Below are 18,169 nucleotides of genomic sequence, written 5' to 3'. Positions count from 1 at the left end.
GTATGCAGCAATCTATTTATTCCCTTTTTACTTGTTTTTTCCTCCTCCAGCTGATGGCGTGTCAGACAGATGCACCGCAGCAGGATACACCTGAGGATGTTCGCGCAGCTTTTCAACTAAAAAAGGAAGCTGTGGCCATCACACTTCGGCTGCCGGCAGAGCTTTTGCCTTATGAGCGGGCGGAGCTTTACACAAAAGTCGATGCCTATGTGCAGCGCGTGCAGGTGGATATCGGAGATCGTGTCCAAAAGGGACAAGAGCTTTTGCTCCTAGATGCCCCAGAAGTGAAAAGTCAGACGGCCGAGGCAGAAGCACGCCTCTTGGAAGCGGAAGCACGGTATCGCGCGTCGGAGGAGCAATACCGTAGGACCCTGCAAGCTGCTCGCACAGAGGGGACAGTAGCAGCGGTGGCACTCAGCACTCTGCGGGGCCAAGCCCAGGCCGACAGTGCACGCTGGCAGGCGGCCCGGCTGTTAGCCCAAAGCTACCGCGAGCAGCAGGAGTACCTGCGCATTCGGGCTCCTTTTACCGGGGTAGTGACCAGTCGCGGGGTAGACCCAGGGGATTTTGCTTCTCGGCAGAATGGAAATCGACTCCTTGTCGTGGAGCGGCCGGATCTTTTACGTCTGCGCGTGCATGTTCCCGAAGCTTATGTGCAGGCACTTCCCGAGTCAGAGGAACTGACTTTTCGGGTGGACGGCTTGCGCCAAAGCGAGTTTTCTGCGAGACTGGCGCGTAAATCGGGCAGCATTCATCCACAGACGCGCACAGAAACTTGGGAGTATACATTTGACAATGCGGAGGGTCAGATTCTGCCGGGTATGTATGCTACAGTGGAGTTAAAATTAGCGCGGGAAGAGCCTTCCTTCGTGGTGCCGTCAGCAGCTGTAGCAACTACCCTAGAGCGTAAGTTTGTTATCCGCGTGCGGGATACCCAAATGGAGTGGGTAGACGTACGTACCGGAATTTCAAAAGCGGGTAAAACAGAAGTTTTCGGCGATTTAGAAGCGGGCGATGTTTTACTCATGAGGGCTTCCGATGAGCTGAAAGCTGGTCAAAAAGTACGCATTGCCCTGCAGGATTGATGGTGTAAGCATGTGGAAGCATGTGGTGAAGCACTTACATTCGACTATGCCCGCATGAAGCGCTTCTCAAGGGAACCATTAAAAAACGGCTGGTTATCCTTAACCAGCCGTCTGTGCTTGGGAGAATTAAATTCCCATGAGGACTATTTTTGCTTTGCCCCGAAAGGGGCGAAGCAGAGACTTACTTATTTTTTAGAATAGAGAAGTCAAAGGAGTCGAGGAATTTCGTGGTGAAATTACCTGCCTTAAACTGCTCATCTTCCATCAAAGCGATGTGGAAAGGAATTGTCGTCTTAATTCCATCGATCACGAATTCCTCTAAGGCGCGCTTCATGCGGACAATCACCTCTTCGCGGGACTGACCAGAAACAATTAATTTCGCGATCATCGAATCGTAATTCGGTGGAATCACGTAGCCTGCATACACGTGGCTATCCACACGCACACCGCGGCCTCCGGGAAGGTGTAGGTTGTTGATGCGGCCTGGAGAAGGGCGGAATCCGTTTGCTGGATCCTCTGCGTTAATGCGGCATTCCATGGCGTAAAGTTTCGGGAAGTAATTTTTACCCGATATTTTTTCGCCAGCGGCTACTTTAATTTGCTCCTTGATCAGGTCGAAATCTGTTACCTCTTCTGTAATCGGATGCTCTACTTGGATACGCGTATTCATCTCCATGAAGTAGAAGTTGCGGTGCTTATCCACTAAGAATTCGATGGTCCCGGCGCCTTCGTAGTTGATGGCTTCTGCCCTTTAATGGCTGCAGCACCCATTTTCTCGCGTAGTTCATCGGTCATAAAAGGACTAGGAGTCTCTTCTACGAGTTTTTGATGTCTTCTTTGGATGGAGCAGTCTCTTTCAGAGAGGTGGCAAGCGCGTCCTGTCGAGTCGCCGATGATTTGGATTTCGATATGGCGTGGCTCTTCTACGAACTTCTCGAGATATAAACCATCATTACCGAAGGCTGCGGCTGCTTCTTGACGTGCAGAGTCCCAGGCCTTCTTAAACTCGGAGGGGTCGTTTACGATACGCATTCCTTTACCACCACCGCCAGCAGTGGCTTTTAGGATTACGGGGTACCCCATTTCCTCGGCGATTTTCATGCCCTGTTCGATAGAGTCCAGAAGTCCTTCTGAGCCAGGGATAGTCGGAACGCCAGCTGCTTTCATAGTGGCCTTCGCGGTGGCTTTATCCCCCATTTTCTGGATCATCTCCGGGCTGGCACCGATAAACTTAATGCCCTGCTCCTGGCAGATGCGCGAAAATTCCGCGTTTTCGGAGAGGAATCCATAGCCAGGATGAATCGCATCGGCATTTGTGATTTCAGCTGCCGCGATGATCCGTGACATGTTGAGGTAGGAGTCCTTCGAAGGAGCGGCACCGATACATACCGCTTCATCGGCAAAACGTACATGCAAACTGTCCTTGTCGGCGGTAGAGTAAACGGCTACGGTTTTGATGCCCATTTCCTTGCACGTGCGGATGACCCGCAGGGCGATCTCTCCTCTATTCGCTATGAGTATTTTTTTAAACACAGTAGTCAGATTTAATGAAACATGAATTAACCTGCAGGATCAACTAAGAATAGGGGCTGGTCGTATTCCACCGGCTGTGCATTTTCTACGAGCACCTTCACGATCTTTCCGGAAATTTCGGATTCTATTTCATTAAATAACTTCATGGCTTCGATGATACATACGGTCTGGCCTGCAGTCACCGTGTCACCTACTTCAGCGAAAGCTGGGCTGTCTGGATTTGGCGTACGGTAGAAGGTACCGATCATCGGAGATTTGATTTCAAGTAAATTCGCAGAAGCTGGTGCTTCGCTGGCTGCTGGCGCCGCCGGTGCTGCTGCCTCCACTGGAGCTGCTGCTACTGGAGCTGGTGCCGCTGCTGGTGCAGGCGCTGCCACAGGAGCCGGTGCTGCTGGTGCCGCTGGCGCTTCCGCTACATCTGCATATTTTTTAATCGCTAACTTTAATTCTTTCGTTTCGATCTTAACCTCAGCAAGGCCTGAGCTGGCAATAAAGTCAATTAACTCTTGAATCTCTTTTGCTTTCATGTTTTTAAAGTTTAGTATAGCCAATCGATATGGCAAGATGGTTATTTTGGATTTATACGCCTCTTGGGCAGTCAGGTTGTACTATTTTACACGTTCAGAATAACTTCCGTCCCGGGTATCTACCTTAATAAGGGTGTCTTGTTCTACGAACAAAGGAACCATAACCGTAGCGCCTGTTTCTACAGTAGCCGGCTTGAGGGCGTTCGTAGCCGTGTCTCCTTTAATTCCTGGCTCTGTATAGGTAATCATCAGCTCCACGAAAGGAGGTAACTCTACCGATAAGGGAGTTTCTGTCTCTGCATGCACGAGGATGTCCACCAGCTGCCCTTCCTTAAGAAGATTCGCACGCTCGATTAACTTTCCCTCGATGGGGATCTGCTCGAAGGTGTTCGAATCCATGAAGTGATAGCCCATATCATCTGCATAGATAAACTGATGTGGACGTTTTTCCACGCGTGCGGTGACGACTTTCTCCCCAGCATTGAAGGTTTTGTCTAGCACTTTTCCGCTGGTAAGGCTTTTCAACTTCGTTCTTACGAAGGCGGCGCCTTTTCCAGGCTTGACATGCTGAAATTCCACGATCGTAAAGATGTCGTGGTTCATTACTAAGCAAAGGCCATTTTTAAAATCTGCCGTAGATGCCATGGTTATTTTTGTTTAGATGATGCGTGTAACTAGAGGGAAGTCCTGTAGGCCTTCCGTTTTTTTAACGACTATAAGTGGATATTACTTGGGATCGTACCCCCACTTGAGGTAAATAGAGCCCCAGGTGAAGCCACCACCGAAGGCCGCCAGGATGATGTTGTCCCCTTTGCGCAGCTGCGCTTCATAGTCAAATAGACAGAGCGGTAGGGTGCCCGCCGTGGTGTTTCCGTAGCGTTCGATGTTCATCATCACCTTTTCAGGGCCTACGCCCATGCGGTTTGCGGTAGCATCGATGATACGTTTATTCGCTTGGTGTGGGACCAGCCAGGCGACATCCTCAGCGGTGAGCTGGTTACGCTCCATGATACGGGCGCTCACCTCGGCCATGTTCGTGACCGCAAACTTAAAGACGGTAGACCCTTCCTGATAGGCGAAGTGCTCGCGGCGTGCTACCGTTTCCGCTGTAGCTGGTCGGCGGCTTCCTCCTGCCTTCATGTGCAGGTAGTTGGCTCCAGAGCCGTCCGCCTGCAAGATGGAATCCATGATGCCGAGAGGTTCCTCGGTAGGTTCTAATAGGACAGCCCCGCCACCATCCCCGAAGATGATGCAGGTAGCACGATCCTGATAATCGATGATGGAAGACATTTTATCTGCCCCGATGACGATCACTTTCTTGTGCATCCCCGTCTCGATAAACTGTGCGCCCATGGTGAGGGCATACAGGAAGCCAGAACAAGCGGCCGAGATATCAAAGCTGTAACTGTTTTTCGCACCGACGAGATCCGCTACGATGTTTGCGGTCGCAGGAAAAGGCATGTCGGGAGTAACCGTGGCGCAGATGATCAGGTCGATGTCCATGGGGTCGGTCCCTGTTTTAGCCAGGAGCCTTTTACCGCCTCTGCCCCGATGACAGAGGTCCCTTGATCGATTCCTTTAAGAATTCTGCGCTCTTTTATCCCCGTTCGGGTCGTGATCCATTCATCGTTCGTGTCCACAAGGGTTTCTAACTCCTTATTGGTCATCACATAATCGGGTAACCAGCCGTGGACGCCAGTAATCACTGCTCGGGTTTTTTTCATTAGGCTTCTCTAAATGCTTCGCTACGGGTGAGTGGGATATGCGGGTCATGGAAAGACTCCCCCGATTTAAGCGGTTGATGAAATTATTTTAGCCCCCAAAAATAGTCAAAATAACGGCTTATAACCAAAGAATTAACGGAAGTTTAGTGGCAGATGGAGGGAATAGGGAATTTTGCTTTGGCCAGGGCCAAAAAAACAGGTAGCCATGCACGCGTCACATAGCTACCTGTAAATGTATAGAAGAGATTAGCTTAGGCTAAGACCTCTTTTTCCATGATCACTTCACCTTTATAGTAAAGCTTTCCGTCTAACCAAAACGCACGATGCGGTAGGTGTAATTCACCTGTGGTAGGACATTTAGCAAGGCCTGGAGCACTTAATTTATAATGTGTTCTGCGCTTGTCTCTTCTGGTTTTCGAAATTTTTTCGTTTAGGATGTGCCATCTCTTCACTCGTTTAGATTAATCTTTTTTCTTTAACTTTTTTAATATCTCCCAGCGGGGGTCGGTGTGCGCCTCATCTTCGTCAGATGCTTCGGGGGTTTCTGCTTCCAGCTCCTCATCGGCATCCTCCTCGTAGGCGTCCGTGTAATACACCATTTTTCCTTCTCCCTCGAAATCTTCCTCGTCCATCTCATCCCGAGTGCGCTTGGGTGGATTTTTTTGGCCGGAAGGCCCAGGAGAAAAAACTCTTTTAATAAGTCCACAAAGCTAAGCTTTGGGGTGTCTTTCGTAATCAAATATACTTCGTCGTCCAACTCGCGCTCCTCTGGGCCATACTTGTAGTGCATGCGGCCAGTGGTGCTGTAAGACTCCTCGAAGGGCTCTAGGCTGCGGTCACAAACTAAGGTTACCACACCCTTCAGGGTGAAGCGCGCCTCGAGTAAGGTGCTCGACTTCAGCAGCTGTAGGTCCACATGGATGTTCATGTGCTCCGCCCAGCCCTCTAAGCCATGATGTGCGATAAAGGCATCGTCCAGCGTGAAGGTGAACGTGTGCTCGCCTTCCTTTAAACGGATGATGTCTATTTCAAAGTTCGCTTCGTATCGCATCGCTTGCCTCCTAATAATTCAAGACCGCAAAATTAGCGGAATTTTATAGAAATAGAAAAGGAATGAATGGAAAATATTCTTTTTGTTGCTTTTTTTTCCAGCACTTCTTTTCCTACGTTATGCTCCTGAATGCTTTTCGGGCGCGAGGATGTGTTTCCGCACCCTCTACTACGTTAGTCCTCCTCTTCGTCTACTTCTTCCCAAGGGTTTCGGTGGCGGATGACTTCTAATGCGAGGTAAAGGGCCGCACGCATGGAGCTCTCATCTGCGATGCCCTTGCCGGCGATGTTATAGGCTGTACCATGGTCGGGCGAGGTGCGGATCAGGGAAAGTCCGGCCGTGAAATTCACTCCGCTCTCAAACGCCAGCGCCTTAAAGGGAGCCAAGCCCTGATCGTGGTACATGGCCAGCACCCCGTCGAACTTGCGCTGATGCATCATGCCGAAGAAACCGTCTGCGGGATAGGGGCCGAAGACAAATTCTCCATTTTCTTTGAAGCGATTGATGACGGGAGCGATCAGTTCCTGCTCTTCCTGTCCCAGCACGCCGCCCTCTCCAGCGTGTGGGTTGAGCCCCAGCACGGCTACTTTCGGTTTGGCGATGCCAAAATCCGTTTTTAAGGATTCCAGCATCAGCTCTAATTTGCGCGTCAGCCGCTCCTCTGTCAGGGCGCTTGCTACCTGTGCCAGCGGGACATGCCCGGTGACTAGACCTACACGCATGTCTTCTGAGCAGAGAAACATGAGGCTATCCTTCGCTTCGAATGCCGCTGTAAAGTACTCGGTATGACCCACGAAAGGTTTTTCTTCCGTGTGGATGGTGTGCTTATTTAAAGGTGCCGTGACGATGGCGTCGATGAAGCCCGCGCGTGCATCCGCGATGGCCTGATCCATGGCCGCTAAAGCCATTTTGCCCGCCTCGCGGGTCTCCACCCCTGGGTGAACCTCTGGGCTTTCCTCCACCACATTCACGACATTGATTTTTTTATGGTGCGCCCCCTCCGCACTTTTTATCTGCATGAAGTTGAACTCCTCCAGCTGCAGGGCCTTGCGGTAAAAGGTCAGCGCCTTTCCATGGGCGTAAATCACGGGCGTCACCAGCCGAAGTAGGCGATTATCCGCTAAGGCCTTCATGGTCACCTCCGCGCCGATACCATTAATATCTCCGATCGTAATGCCGATAACCGGCTTCTTTTTATATTGACTCATAGGGTTACGCGAGCCCGAGTGCCGAACGAATGCCGAAGAAGTGCTCGCTGGCGCACATTCGGGAGGCGGGCTTTTTCGATTTAATAAAGCCGCAAGTTAGACAAAATAATATTATATTCCTTAATTTTGACGGCGTGAAGGGGCATGGGGCCGCTCGAAATCCAAAAGGAAGTACATGGCACAGGTAAGACCGAAGAAACATCTGGGACAGCATTTTTTAACCGATCTCAGTATCGCGAAGCGAATCGCGGAGGCGGTGCAGGGCCATGAGGCGACCCAGCAGGTGCTGGAAATCGGCCTGGTATGGGGGTGCTCACGCAGTTTCTGCTCGAGGGCGGCTGGGATCTGCGTGTCGTAGAAGTGGATAAGGAGTCCGTGGACTACCTGCAGCAGCATTTTCAGCAGCTCGATGGACGCATTTTATTCGGGGATTTTCTGAAGTTACCCCCGGCCGAGCTGCCGCAGGGGGACTATGTGGTGGCGGGTAATTTTCCGTACAACATTTCCTCACAGATCTTTTTTCGTGTCTTAGAGCTGCGCAGCCAGGTGCCCGAGGTGGTGTGCATGCTGCAAAAGGAGGTGGCCGAGCGTATCGCCGCGCCGAAGGGCAGCAAAACCTATGGTATCCTATCGGTGCTTCTTCAGGCCTTTTATGAGGTGGAGTATCTGTTTACCGTGCCTCCCAGCGTGTTTAACCCCCCGCCGAAGGTACAGAGTGGTGTCATTCGCCTGCGCCGCCTGCCGGATTATCAGTTGCCCTGCTCCGAAAAGAAGTTTTTCACGGTCGTGAAACAAAGCTTTAGCACGCGCCGCAAGACGCTGCGTAACTGCCTCAAGTCGATCGGCTTATCGGCAGAGCTGCTCGCTGATCCGATGATGGACCTACGTGCCGAGCAGCTTAGCGTGCAAGACTTTATTCAGCTCACCCAAAAAATAGAAGCAGATGGAACAGCTTAAAGCCTTCGAGCTTTCTCGGGAATTTCTGGAAAGCCTTCGTGAGGCCATCGCACAAGAAGATCATGCCTACCTCACCCAGTCACTGGAAGGGGTGAATGGAGCCGATATTGCCGCCCTCCTGGACGAGCTCAGCTTGGAGGAAGCCCTGTATGTTTTGCGGCTTCAGCCGAAAAGCAGCGCCGCAGACATTCTCATCGAGCTAGAAGAAAATGCTGCCCTGAAGGTAGCTCGTGAGGTAGATCCTGTGGAAATCGCCGCCTGGGTGGAGGAAATGGACTCCGATGATGCCGTGGACCTGCTCAACATGCTCGGTTCTAAGGAAAGGGAGGATATCATCGCGCACCTGCAGGATAAGGAGAAGTCGGCGAACATCCTGGACCTGCTCCGCTACGATGAGGACACCGCGGGGGGGCTGATGGCCAAAGAATATATTAAGGCCAACCAAAACTGGACGGTCGTACAGACCATCGAAGAGATCCGCCGCCAAGCGGAGAAGGTGGAGAAAATTTATTCTATCTATGTGGTGGACAACAAACAGCACCTGCTCGGCAGGGTGTCGCTAAAAAAAATTATCCTATCCGCTTCTTCTACGAAAATCAGCGCTATCTATGAGCCAGACCTGATCTCTGTGGACTCCCATATGCCCGGCGAGGCGGTGGCGGAGGTGATGCGCAAGTATGACCTGGAGTCGGTGCCGGTGGTAAACGCTAAAAATAAGTTGGTGGGACGCATTACCGTGGATGATGTGCTCGACTTGATTCGGGAGCAGTCGGAAGAGGACTTACAGGCCATGACGGGGATCTCGGATGATATCGAGGAGTCGGACAGCATTTTCCGCATCTCGAAGGCGCGCCTCCCGTGGCTGCTAATCGGCGTGGTGGGTGGCCTGCTGGGCTCTCAGATCATCGGTTTTTTCGAGGAAGGTCTCTCGAAGTATTTGGCGCTGGCCTCTTTTATCCCGCTGGTGGGAGCGACCGGCGGAAATGTCGGCATTCAGTCTTCCTCGCTGGTGGTGCAGACGCTGGCGGCCAAGTCGGCCTTCGACGATAGCCCTGCCCAGCGCTTTATAAAAGGCTTCCTCGTGGCGGTCCTGAATGGGGTGGTGCTCGGAGGTTTTGTGTTTATGGTCGTGGTTTTCATCTACGGTTTTGAAGCGATTTTCGGCTTCACTGTAGGTTTGGCGCTCTTCTGCGTGGTGCTTTTGGCCTCTTTTATGGGCACGGTCACCCCGCTGGTGCTGGATCGGCTTGGCATAAACCCGGCCATCGCCTCGGGACCTTTTATTACCACTGCCAACGATCTACTCGGTCTTGCCGTTTATTTTGCAGTGGCGATGTCCTTACTAAATTTAAATTGATCATGGCGCAGCAGCATACTTCTTCTTCAGCGAGTTCACGGGTGCTGATCATCGATGAAATGCATGCCAGCATCGTGCCCCTTCTGGAGGCGGCTGGCTTCCTTCCGAACTATCAGCCTCAGTTAGGTCGAGCGGAAATCTTATCCCAACTCCCCCAGTACGAAGGGCTTATTTTGCGTTCTAAAACTGCCGTAGATGCGGAGCTTTTGCGCCACGCGCCGCCTTACGCTTCATCGGCAGGGCAGGAGCGGGTCTAGACCAGATCGATGTGGAGGCCCTCCGGGCAAAGGGCATTCAGCTCTTCCATGCCGCTGAGGGGAATAAGGATGCTGTGGGGGAACATGCCCTGGGGATGCTTCTGGCCCTGTTTAATCACCTGATGGTGGCGGACGCGCAGGTGCGCAAAGGCATCTGGAAGCGGGAAGCCAACCGTGGGGAGGAGCTGGCCGGAAAGGTGGTCGGCATCATTGGTTTCGGGAACATGGGGCAGGCTTTCGCTAAAAAACTGGCAGGCTTCGACGTGGAGCTGCTCGTTTACGATAAGTACAAGCAGGGTTTCGGCTCGGACCAAGTGCAAGAGGTGGGCTTAGAGGATCTTTTCGAGCGGGCAGAGGTGCTGAGCATCCATGTGCCGCTTACGGAGGAGACTCGGAATATGCTGGATATCGCTTTTTTCCGGCGGTTTCGTCATTCGTTGTTTTTGATTAATACCGCGCGTGGGGAGTTGAGCACCTTTCAAGCACTCAATCAGGCCTTCCAAGAGGGGCTGCTGAAGGGGGCGGTCTTGGATGTGTTAGAGAATGAGCGCTTCGAACGTTTTTCTGCAGAGCAGCAGGCGCAGTTTCAGCAGCTGGCGACCCGCAAGGAGGTGCTTTTTAGCCCTCATGTGGCAGGCTGGACCCATCAGTCCTATGCGAAAATCAATGAGGTGCTGGTGGCTAAAATTCAGGCGGCGGGTTTTTCAGGCCATTCTGCCTAACCTTTTTTTACGTACAGCGTTTAAAAGCCATAACCTCTACCTCCTTCGGGCATGTGAGTGCTGGAAACAGCTGAGAGAGGGCGTTATTGCTTTATGCGGGTATTTTACTTATCTTTGCAAAGCATACAATAAGACTACACGAGAAACGGTTTCATCGCTTTGGAGCCGTTCTTTTATTTTTACAGACAACAAGAAAAAAACACATCATGGGAAAAATCCAATACTACACCGAAGAGGGGCTGCGTAAGCTTAAGGATGAGCTACACGAGCTGAAAACAAAAGGTCGTTCGGACATCGCCAAGCAGATCGCTGAGGCGCGCGACAAGGGAGATTTAAGTGAAAATGCAGAGTACGATGCGGCTAAAGATGCGCAGGGTCTGCTGGAGCTAAAAATTTCCAAGCTGGAAGAAGTGGTCGGGAATGCCCGCATCATGGATGCCAGCAAGTTAGACACTTCCAAGGTGGGGATTTTAAGCACGGTGAAGATTAAAAACGTAAAAAATGGCATGACCGTGGCCTATACCTTGGTATCTGAAGAAGAAGCGAACTTAAAAGAGAATAAGATTTCTTTGGGCTCGCCTTTCGGCAAAGGCCTTTTAGGCAAGACGGTCGGTGAAATCGCGGAGATAAAAGCCCCAGCAGGTACTTTACAATTCGAAGTACTCGAAATTTCGTATTAATAAATGTATCCCGTGCCGCTATGGCCGGGATTTTTTTGTGTGGCGGGAGGTTTGTTGTTGGCCCGCAACACGCTTATCGAAGTAAGTAGCAGTTGAGATTTAACCCATAAGGACCTATGGCCAGCATTTTCACTAAAATTATTCAGCGTGAGATTCCTGCTGAGATTATCGCGGAGGACGCGAATTACATCGCTTTTTTAGACATCATGCCGCTGGTAAAAGGGCATGTGCTCGTGGTACCAAAGGTGGAGGTGGATTACCTCTTTGACTTGGAGGATGAGGTCTTGGCGGGCCTGCATGTGTTCGCGAAAAAGGTGGCGAAGGCCATCGATAAAACCATTCCCTGCACGCGTGTAGGGGTGGCCGTTATCGGGCTGGAAGTGCCACATGTGCACGTGCATCTGGTCCCTCTGCGCAGCATGGATGACATAAATTTCACGAGGCCGAAGTTGAAGCTAAGTCGCGAGGAGCTAGCGGAGATCGGTAACGTGATTCGTAGCGGAATGGAAGGCTAAGGAAGATTGCCGATAGACAGACAAGGTTTGGCAGGGAAAATGCTATATTTGCAAGCTTATTCCTTTTTTCCGAGCCATGAAACTGCATTTAATCGCCTTTGACCCCGTTTACATTCGAAATTCGGTGCTCCCTGAAGTGGAGTTCCTACGTGAAAAAGAGCGCTCTGTAAGTTGCTCGGGGCCTTTTCAGCAGAAGCAGCAGGAACACTTAGAGCGTCTTTCTGCCTCTTTTTTACCCTTAGAAGTCGCGGTTTCACCTCGTTTTTTTGCAGGCCTGTCCGCAGCTTGGGCGCTGTATGGCTTTCTAAAAAAAGAGCGTCCAGACGCTGTGGTGGCCTTCGATGCACATGCTGCAGCGATTGGGTTTTGGGTAGCGGCTTTTTTAGGGATTCCGGTGCGCCTTTTTCGTGCCGACAGCCTGCCTACAGTGCCCTTAGGGCAGGGGTGGAATGGGCTGTGGGGCAGCTTTCTTTTGCGCGCCCTGCGCCGCCACACGAGCAGTGCTTGGGCGAGTGAGTCCTTAGCCGCTCGGAAGTTGAGCCAAGCCCCCTTTGGGCCCCTGCCCCTGAAAAAAAACACCTTTTTTCCCTCCTATGGTCTTCACATCCCACGCCTATTAGAAGAGGCCAATAAGGAAAATCATCTGGTGGCCATGACCATGCGCTTACAGGTGAGTGAAAATGATTTTGTGCTGCTGCACTGGGGGCCATTAGGGCGTCAGAGCGGTATAGAGGCGCTTTTAGATGCATTTATAACCCTTCCCCAGCGGTGTAAATTAGTCTGTGTAGGCCTGGGCCAAAGGGGAAGATGCACTTCCACCCTCTCTACGTCGGCGCTTAGAGGATCATGCTCGGGTGCAGGTGATCGAGGAGGTCAATCATCCTGCGGCGCTGATGACGCTGGTAAATGTGCTCGTAGTGCCCCGTGCTTCTGGTTTTACGCCTGCGCTTATGGATGCGGCGGCTCTTATGCTGCCTATTATCACGGTGGAGGCCAATACACTGGGGGGCTTGCTACGCAATTTAAAAACAGCGCTTTTGTATCCTGAAAAGCAGCCTGCTGTGTTAAAGGAAGCCTTAGAGTTCGCGCTGCTCAAGCCAGAAAAGATGCTTGCACTGGCCGAGGTGCTACAGGGTGAGGTGCTGCAGCAGTGGCATCGGCCGGCTTTACTGCAGCGTACGCTGGGCGCTTATCGAGAACTTTTAGGTGCTGGTCAGCAAAAGGGGAAAGAAAAGCAGGGATAAGTACGTGCCGGGGCGGGGGCAAACCACAAAAAATGTTTAACTTGTGCGCCTAAAGGTGAAGCTACCTTTTTCAGCTTTTTTCTTTTTTTAACCAGACAAATTCATGAAGTATCTCATCACGGGAACCGCAGGCTTTATCGGCTTTCATTTAGCGAATGTTCTTTTAGAACGAGGGGACGCCGTTATCGGAGTCGATAACATCAACGATTACTACGACGTCAACCTCAAGTATCAGCGTTTAGAAATGGCGGGGATAGATCCCGAGCGCGCCAAGACGGGGGAGCGCTGCTTTTCGTCGCGTTTTCCTGCTTATAGTTTTCAGAAGGTAGATCTTTCGGATAAAGCCGCCCTAGAGGTGCTGTTTCGTCAGGAGGAAATCGATGTGGTGGTCAATCTGGCTGCGCAGGCAGGGGTTCGCTACTCGTTGATTAATCCCGACGCCTACATTACTGCGAATATTCAGGGCTTTTTAAATATCTTGGAACTTTGTCGTGCGTTTCCGGTGAAGCACTTGGTGTATGCTTCTTCCAGTTCCGTGTATGGGGCGAATACCAAGATGCCTTTTAGTACCTCCGATAATATCGATCATCCGGTGAGTTTGTATGCTGCCACGAAGAAGTCGAATGAGCTGATGGCGCATACCTACAGCCATCTATTCGGTATTCCGACGACAGGTTTGCGCTTTTTTTACGGTTTATGGACCTTGGGGCAGGCCGGATATGGCCTTATTCCTTTTTGCGGAGGCTATCCGCAAGGGAGAGCCCATACAGGTTTTTAATCATGGTAAGATGAAGCGGGATTTCACCTATATCGATGATATCGTCACGGGTATCGTGAAGGTCTGTGATCATCCGCCTGCGGGCTCTAAGACCTGGTCGGGCGATGCGCCGGATCCGGGAAGTTCCTATGCACCGTATAAGGTGTATAATATCGGCAATAATAATCCTGTACAGCTGATGGATTACATCGGGGCTTTAGAGAAGGCGCTGGGCAAGGTGGCCGAGAAGGAGATGCTCCCACTTCAGCAGGGGGATGTGCCGGCTACCTATGCGGATGTATCCGATTTAGAGCGGGATACGGGCTATAAGCCGAGTACTTCTGTAGAAGAGGGTGTTGCGAAATTTGTGGATTGGTACACGAAACATTACCGTTCGTAAGCGTATGGAAAAAGCTATTTTAATCACTGGGGGTGCTGGATTTATCGGCTCCCATGTGGTGCAGTTGTTTGTGGAAAAGTATCCACAGTATCGGATCGTGAATTTAGACTGCCTGACCTATGCGGGCAATTTGGAAAATTTAAAGGCAGTGGAACATGCTGCCAATTATTTCTTTGAGAAGGTAGACATCTTGGATGTGCCTGCCCTGGAGGATGTTTTTCAGCGTCATGGCATCACGGATGTCATCCATTTAGCGGCGGAGTCGCATGTGGATCGTTCGATTTCGGATCCACTGGCTTTCGTGCGCACGAATGTGATCGGTACGGTCAATTTATTGAATGTGGCGAAGGCCTTTTGGGCGGAAGCCCTGGCGGAACATCTGTTCTACCATGTGTCCACGGATGAGGTGTACGGCTCTCTACATGATGGAGGATTTTTTACCGAGACGACGCCTTATGATCCACAGTCGCCGTATTCGGCATCCAAGGCGAGCAGTGATCATTTTGTGCGTGCCTATGCGAATACGTATAAAATGCGTACGGTGATCAGCAACTGTTCGAATAACTATGGGCCGAATCAGTTTCCGGAGAAGTTGATTCCGCTCTGTATCCATAATATCAAGCAGGGCAAGCCGCTTCCGATTTACGGCAAGGGGGAGAATGTGCGGGATTGGCTGTATGTAGTGGACCATGCGCGAGCTATCGATGTGGTTTTCCATCAGGGGAAGACGGGGGAGACCTATAATATAGGCGGCTTTAATGAGTGGCAGAATATCGCGATCGTGCGGCTGCTATGTCAGAAAATGGATGAGAAATTGGGCCAGGCGCCGGGAACCTCGGAGCAGCTGATCACTTTTGTGAAGGATCGTGCGGGGCATGATTTGCGCTATGCCATCGATGCCACCAAGATTCAGCAGGAGCTAGGTTGGGAGCCGAGCTTGCAGTTCGAGGAGGGGATTTCGCTGACGATCGACTGGTATTTAGCCAATGAGGAGTGGCTCGAGCGTGTCACCTCAGGAGCCTATCAAGCTTACTACGAGGCCCATTATATGAAGGGCGAGGCGTAGGCGACTTGTTTTGAAATTCGCGCCGGCATGCTGAAAGGGATGCCGGCGCTTTTGTGTTATCTTTGGAGGTATGAAACAGGATTCAGGGAGTAAATTAGACGTTTTTAGCGGGGTGCGCTGCTGTCTATTTAGGTTTTTTGGTAGCTGCATGGTGCTAGTGCTTGTAGCGAGCATGCTGCTGTCCGCTTGTGGCGCTGGTGATCGGGACCGGGAGGCGGTGGCCTTTTTAGAGGAGGTTTGGGCTGCACACGGAGAGGTGGCGACCTGGGAGCGCTTGACACGCTTGGCCTTTACGCGGCAGGAGGCTTATTTTACTGCGGATGGTCAGGTGGAGCGTAATCAGACGACCGATTTTAACTTCCGTAACCGTCCGGAAAAGGAGAGTTCCGCGCTGTGGGTTCGGGAGGAGGTACGCCATGCGGTGCAGCAGGATAGACAGGGCTTGCGGTACAGTATGGGGGAGAATGCGATCGAAAACCCTGGGTTTTTAGCCCAGCAGGAGCGCTTTTTAACGCAGGCGCGGCTATGGGCGGAGGGGCCTTTTGCGCTACGCGCGGAGGAAAATACGGAATGGAGGTATGAAGGAGAGGGGCGCCCTGCCTTTTTAGAGGATGCCGCAGTGGGTATCCGTGTGGTGCCGAAGGGGGGAGAAGCCGATGCATTTCGGGTGTATTATTTCCATCCCAAGTCGTACTTATTGCAGGCGGTCTACTGGAAAGAGCGGGGTGCGGAACGTCTGCTCTTGTATGGGGGTTATGTAGCGGAAGGCGGTTTTTTCTGGCCGGAAGCTCAGGAGGAATGGTTTTAGAAGAGGGGCAGCGCCGGTATTTGCGGGCGGCCTATGGGTATCATCAGTATGTAGTCAATTAAGTTATTTAAAGGGAGATGAAAAGACAGTTTTTACATGGGATAGGAGCGGTGCTGCTGCTTGCGTACTTCTTCGGGGCATGTACAGCCGTAGATCCGGCCCAACGGATAGTAGATCAGGCGATTTTAGCCCATGGGGGAGAGCGTTTTAAGGAGGTAGAAATCGCCTTTCAGTTTCGTGATCGGGAGTACACGATTTTCAAGAGTCCAGAGCGGTTTCTGTATACGCGGAGTTTTCGTGATAGCTTAGGGGTGGTGCGGGATGTGTTAGATAATGCCGGTTTTACCCGCTACATCGAAGGTGAAGCGGTGGAGCTGAGCGAAAAAGACCGTGTAGCCTTTACGAACTCGGTGAATTCGGTGGCCTATTTTGCGTTTTTGCCTATGGGCTAAACGATCCAGCCGTGATCAAAACGTATGAGGGGGAGGTGCAGTTCGGTGATGCCCGCTATGAGCGAGTACGCGTGGCCTTTCGTGAAGAAGGGGGCGGAGAGGATTTCGAGGATGTTTTTTTTATACTGGTTCGATACGGTGACAGGAGAAATCGCTTACTTGGCGTATAGTTTTCATACTAATGGGGGAGGTGTTCGTTTCCGCGAGGTGATTCAGCGGCATGATGTGGGGGGATTGATTTTGCTTGATTATGCGAACTACAAGCCAGCGGATGCAGATACTCCCTTAGAAGAGCTGGAGGCTTTGTTTTTAGCAGGTGCTTTAGAGAAGCTTTCTGAGATTCGCTTGGAAAATGTGCGTGTGGAGCCAAAGCGGGAGGATCCTTATGCGCCGTAAGGGTTTGTTATAGTTGTTATTCATTTCCTTCTGGGGTGTTCATAAGAGGCTTTCGGCCTCTTTTTTTTTGCTTAGAAGTGATTTAGCCGTTTAAAAAGTAGGTGGAGTTAGTGAAAGTCAGGTAAAGTGTGTAGTTTAGGCTTTAAATTTTAACAACCATGAAACTGCGTTTATACTCTGAGTTCGGCACTTTACAGGCTGTTCTCATGCATCGACCTGCGCGGGAAATCGACCGCTTAACTCCATATAATAAGGAGTATTTACTTTTCGAGGATGTTCCTTATTTAGAAGCCATGCAGCAGGAACACGATGTGTTTACTGACTTGATTAAGCAAACTACCGGGGCTACGGTGTATCGTTTGCATGAGCTTTTGGTACAGGTACTAGCTGATGAGAATACCCGGCAGCAGATGTTGCAGGCGCATCTGGCGCGTTCGGGTCAGCAGCACCTGAGTAATCTTTTTATGGAGCGGCTTTCTACGGCAGAGTGCGCAGTGGCCTTGACGGCGGGCATAAAGGTGCATGAGCTGAGGCGCAAGGTGCCACATTTAAATGTGGGGAGCTGATGGATTCCGCCTTTATTTTGCCTCCGAGCCCGAATTTATATTTCCAGCGGGATCCCATCGCCTTAACGCCGGGCGGGGTGATTTTTTCCAGCATGAAGATGGAGGGTAGGCAGCGGGAAGCCGATCTTTTACGCAGTATTTTTGAACGGCATCCGCTGTTTAAAGATGCGGTGCATCCTTTATTTCCGGCCGCTGGCCAAAACCCCGTGCCCAGCATCGAGGGGGGCGATGTGATCGTACTCAGTAAGGAGGCAGTGGCCATTGGAAATTCGGAGCGTACCGATGCCAAAGCCATTTATCAGGTGGCCAAGGCCCTGCTGGCGGAGGGTACGGTGCAGCGTGTCTATGAGGTACACTTACCCGAAAAGCGGCAGTACATGCATTTGGATACGGTATTTACGATTTTAGACGAAAATCTGGTGCTCACCTATCCGGACGCTTTAAATGCGGTTTTGCAAACCTCCCTTTACACGCTGAAGAGCCAAGAGGGCGATAAGGTGCATATCAAGCGCGAGGTGCTCAAGGAGTCTTTGCTGACTGTGCTGGAGCGTGAAATTCCTCATTTGGACATCATCCACACCGGAAATGGCAATCCAGAGTATGCGATGCGTGAGCAGTGGTTCGATGGGGCGAATGTGTTTGCGATCGGCGCACGTCGTGTTATTTCGTATAACCGCAACAAGCACACGAACCGAGCGCTTCGAAATGTAGGCGTAGAGGTTTTAGAGATTCCTTCCTCAGAGTTAAGCCGTGGGCTAGGCGGGCCGCGCTGTATGACCATGCCGCTGAGTAGGGCGAAGGTGTAGGAGCCCCCTTTTGTGTAAGGCTGTGGGAATTGTTTTTTGGCTATATTTTTGTGCGGAG

12 protein-coding genes and 10 pseudogenes are annotated in these 18,169 nt (G+C 51.4%); 15 read left to right on the top strand and 7 right to left on the bottom strand.

Annotated elements, in window-relative coordinates; genetic code table 11:
• Window positions 1–2 precede the first annotated feature (2 nt).
• Complete coding sequence (locus A3SI_RS08320) at window positions 3–1,085, top strand: efflux RND transporter periplasmic adaptor subunit (RefSeq protein WP_009055052.1); 1,083 nt, start codon at window positions 3–5, stop codon at window positions 1,083–1,085.
• A 181-nt stretch (window positions 1,086–1,266) separates the two neighbouring features.
• Here the strand turns inward: A3SI_RS08320 and accC are convergent.
• The 7 genes and pseudogenes from accC to pdxA all read right to left on the bottom strand — a co-directional run bounded on the left by accC (window position 1,267) and on the right by pdxA (window position 7,128).
• A pseudogene (gene accC, locus A3SI_RS08315) lies at window positions 1,267–2,618 on the bottom strand (acetyl-CoA carboxylase biotin carboxylase subunit).
• 26 nt (window positions 2,619–2,644) lie between these two features.
• On the bottom strand, window positions 2,645–3,145 hold the full coding sequence (gene accB / locus A3SI_RS08310; protein ID WP_009055051.1) for an acetyl-CoA carboxylase biotin carboxyl carrier protein: 501 nt from the start codon (window positions 3,143–3,145) through the stop codon (window positions 2,645–2,647).
• 81 nt (window positions 3,146–3,226) lie between these two features.
• Window positions 3,227–3,790, bottom strand: a complete 564-nt coding sequence (efp, locus tag A3SI_RS08305) for an elongation factor P (protein WP_009055050.1) — start codon at window positions 3,788–3,790, stop codon at window positions 3,227–3,229.
• An 81-nt stretch (window positions 3,791–3,871) separates the two neighbouring features.
• Window positions 3,872–4,869, bottom strand: a pseudogene (locus tag A3SI_RS08300) (beta-ketoacyl-ACP synthase III).
• Window positions 4,870–5,120: 251 nt separating this feature from the next.
• Window positions 5,121–5,313: pseudogene (gene rpmF / locus A3SI_RS18175) on the bottom strand (50S ribosomal protein L32).
• Between the two features lie 40 nt (window positions 5,314–5,353).
• Complete coding sequence (locus tag A3SI_RS08295) at window positions 5,354–5,920, bottom strand: YceD family protein (RefSeq protein WP_009055048.1); 567 nt, start codon at window positions 5,918–5,920, stop codon at window positions 5,354–5,356.
• Between the two features lie 173 nt (window positions 5,921–6,093).
• A complete protein-coding gene (pdxA, locus tag A3SI_RS08290) occupies window positions 6,094–7,128 on the bottom strand; it encodes a 4-hydroxythreonine-4-phosphate dehydrogenase PdxA (RefSeq protein ID WP_009055047.1) in 1,035 nt (344 codons plus the stop codon).
• 175 nt (window positions 7,129–7,303) lie between these two features.
• Between pdxA and rsmA the strand changes: the two are divergent.
• The 14 genes and pseudogenes from rsmA to A3SI_RS08230 all read left to right on the top strand — a co-directional run bounded on the left by rsmA (window position 7,304) and on the right by A3SI_RS08230 (window position 18,111).
• Window positions 7,304–8,085, top strand: a pseudogene (gene rsmA / locus A3SI_RS08285) (16S rRNA (adenine(1518)-N(6)/adenine(1519)-N(6))-dimethyltransferase RsmA).
• On the top strand, window positions 8,072–9,442 hold the full coding sequence (mgtE, locus tag A3SI_RS08280; protein ID WP_009055046.1) for a magnesium transporter: 1,371 nt from the start codon (window positions 8,072–8,074) through the stop codon (window positions 9,440–9,442). The pseudogene rsmA and the gene mgtE overlap by 14 nt, the downstream one beginning before the upstream one ends.
• Window positions 9,443–9,444: 2 nt before the next feature.
• Window positions 9,445–10,421: pseudogene (locus A3SI_RS08275) on the top strand (NAD(P)-dependent oxidoreductase).
• A gap of 206 nt (window positions 10,422–10,627) precedes the next feature.
• Window positions 10,628–11,101, top strand: coding sequence for a transcription elongation factor GreA (gene greA, locus A3SI_RS08270; protein WP_009055045.1), 474 nt, complete (start codon window positions 10,628–10,630; stop codon window positions 11,099–11,101).
• A gap of 116 nt (window positions 11,102–11,217) precedes the next feature.
• Window positions 11,218–11,616 carry an HIT family protein gene (locus A3SI_RS08265; protein ID WP_009055044.1) on the top strand — a complete coding sequence of 133 codons (399 nt, stop codon included), beginning with the start codon at window positions 11,218–11,220 and terminating at the stop codon, window positions 11,614–11,616.
• A gap of 76 nt (window positions 11,617–11,692) precedes the next feature.
• Window positions 11,693–12,136 (top strand): annotated as a pseudogene (locus tag A3SI_RS23235) (glycosyltransferase); the annotation flags it as partial.
• A 334-nt stretch (window positions 12,137–12,470) separates the two neighbouring features.
• Window positions 12,471–12,674 (top strand): annotated as a pseudogene (locus A3SI_RS23230) (hypothetical protein); the annotation flags it as partial.
• 3 nt (window positions 12,675–12,677) lie between these two features.
• On the top strand, window positions 12,678–12,860 hold the full coding sequence (locus A3SI_RS19315; protein WP_162098436.1) for a hypothetical protein: 183 nt from the start codon (window positions 12,678–12,680) through the stop codon (window positions 12,858–12,860).
• Between the two features lie 103 nt (window positions 12,861–12,963).
• Window positions 12,964–14,017 (top strand): annotated as a pseudogene (locus tag A3SI_RS08250) (NAD-dependent epimerase).
• A 4-nt stretch (window positions 14,018–14,021) separates the two neighbouring features.
• Complete coding sequence (rfbB, locus tag A3SI_RS08245; RefSeq protein ID WP_009055035.1) at window positions 14,022–15,083, top strand: dTDP-glucose 4,6-dehydratase; 1,062 nt, start codon at window positions 14,022–14,024, stop codon at window positions 15,081–15,083.
• Window positions 15,084–15,231: 148 nt separating this feature from the next.
• Entirely contained in the window at window positions 15,232–15,891 is a 660-nt protein-coding gene (locus A3SI_RS08240) for a hypothetical protein (RefSeq protein WP_009055034.1), read from the top strand.
• 77 nt (window positions 15,892–15,968) lie between these two features.
• Window positions 15,969–16,513 (top strand): annotated as a pseudogene (locus A3SI_RS20580) (DUF6503 family protein).
• Window positions 16,455–16,739, top strand: coding sequence for a DUF6503 family protein (locus A3SI_RS20570; protein WP_009055032.1), 285 nt, complete (start codon window positions 16,455–16,457; stop codon window positions 16,737–16,739). Before A3SI_RS20580 ends, A3SI_RS20570 begins: the two are co-directional and overlap by 59 nt.
• 158 nt (window positions 16,740–16,897) lie before the next feature.
• Window positions 16,898–18,111: pseudogene (locus tag A3SI_RS08230) on the top strand (arginine deiminase).
• Window positions 18,112–18,169: the final 58 nt, after the last annotated feature.

This window comes from Nitritalea halalkaliphila LW7 (assembly GCF_000265075.1).
Lineage (GTDB): Bacteria > Bacteroidota > Bacteroidia > Cytophagales > Cyclobacteriaceae > Nitritalea > Nitritalea halalkaliphila.
This window is presented reverse-complemented; position numbering and strand designations above follow the sequence as displayed.

Coding starts and splice junctions, on each gene's coding strand:
- greA (WP_009055045.1), top strand. CDS start 10,628: ATGGGAAAAATCCAATACTACACCGAAGAGGGGCTGCGTAAGCTTAAG.
- A3SI_RS20570 (WP_009055032.1), top strand. CDS start 16,455: ATGTTTTTTTTATACTGGTTCGATACGGTGACAGGAGAAATCGCTTAC.
- A3SI_RS08320 (WP_009055052.1), top strand. CDS start 3: ATGCAGCAATCTATTTATTCCCTTTTTACTTGTTTTTTCCTCCTCCAG.
- A3SI_RS08265 (WP_009055044.1), top strand. CDS start 11,218: ATGGCCAGCATTTTCACTAAAATTATTCAGCGTGAGATTCCTGCTGAG.
- A3SI_RS08295 (WP_009055048.1), bottom strand. CDS start 5,920: ATGCGATACGAAGCGAACTTTGAAATAGACATCATCCGTTTAAAGGAA.
- A3SI_RS08240 (WP_009055034.1), top strand. CDS start 15,232: ATGGTGCTAGTGCTTGTAGCGAGCATGCTGCTGTCCGCTTGTGGCGCT.
- rfbB (WP_009055035.1), top strand. CDS start 14,022: ATGGAAAAAGCTATTTTAATCACTGGGGGTGCTGGATTTATCGGCTCC.
- mgtE (WP_009055046.1), top strand. CDS start 8,072: ATGGAACAGCTTAAAGCCTTCGAGCTTTCTCGGGAATTTCTGGAAAGC.
- pdxA (WP_009055047.1), bottom strand. CDS start 7,128: ATGAGTCAATATAAAAAGAAGCCGGTTATCGGCATTACGATCGGAGAT.
- efp (WP_009055050.1), bottom strand. CDS start 3,790: ATGGCATCTACGGCAGATTTTAAAAATGGCCTTTGCTTAGTAATGAAC.
- accB (WP_009055051.1), bottom strand. CDS start 3,145: ATGAAAGCAAAAGAGATTCAAGAGTTAATTGACTTTATTGCCAGCTCA.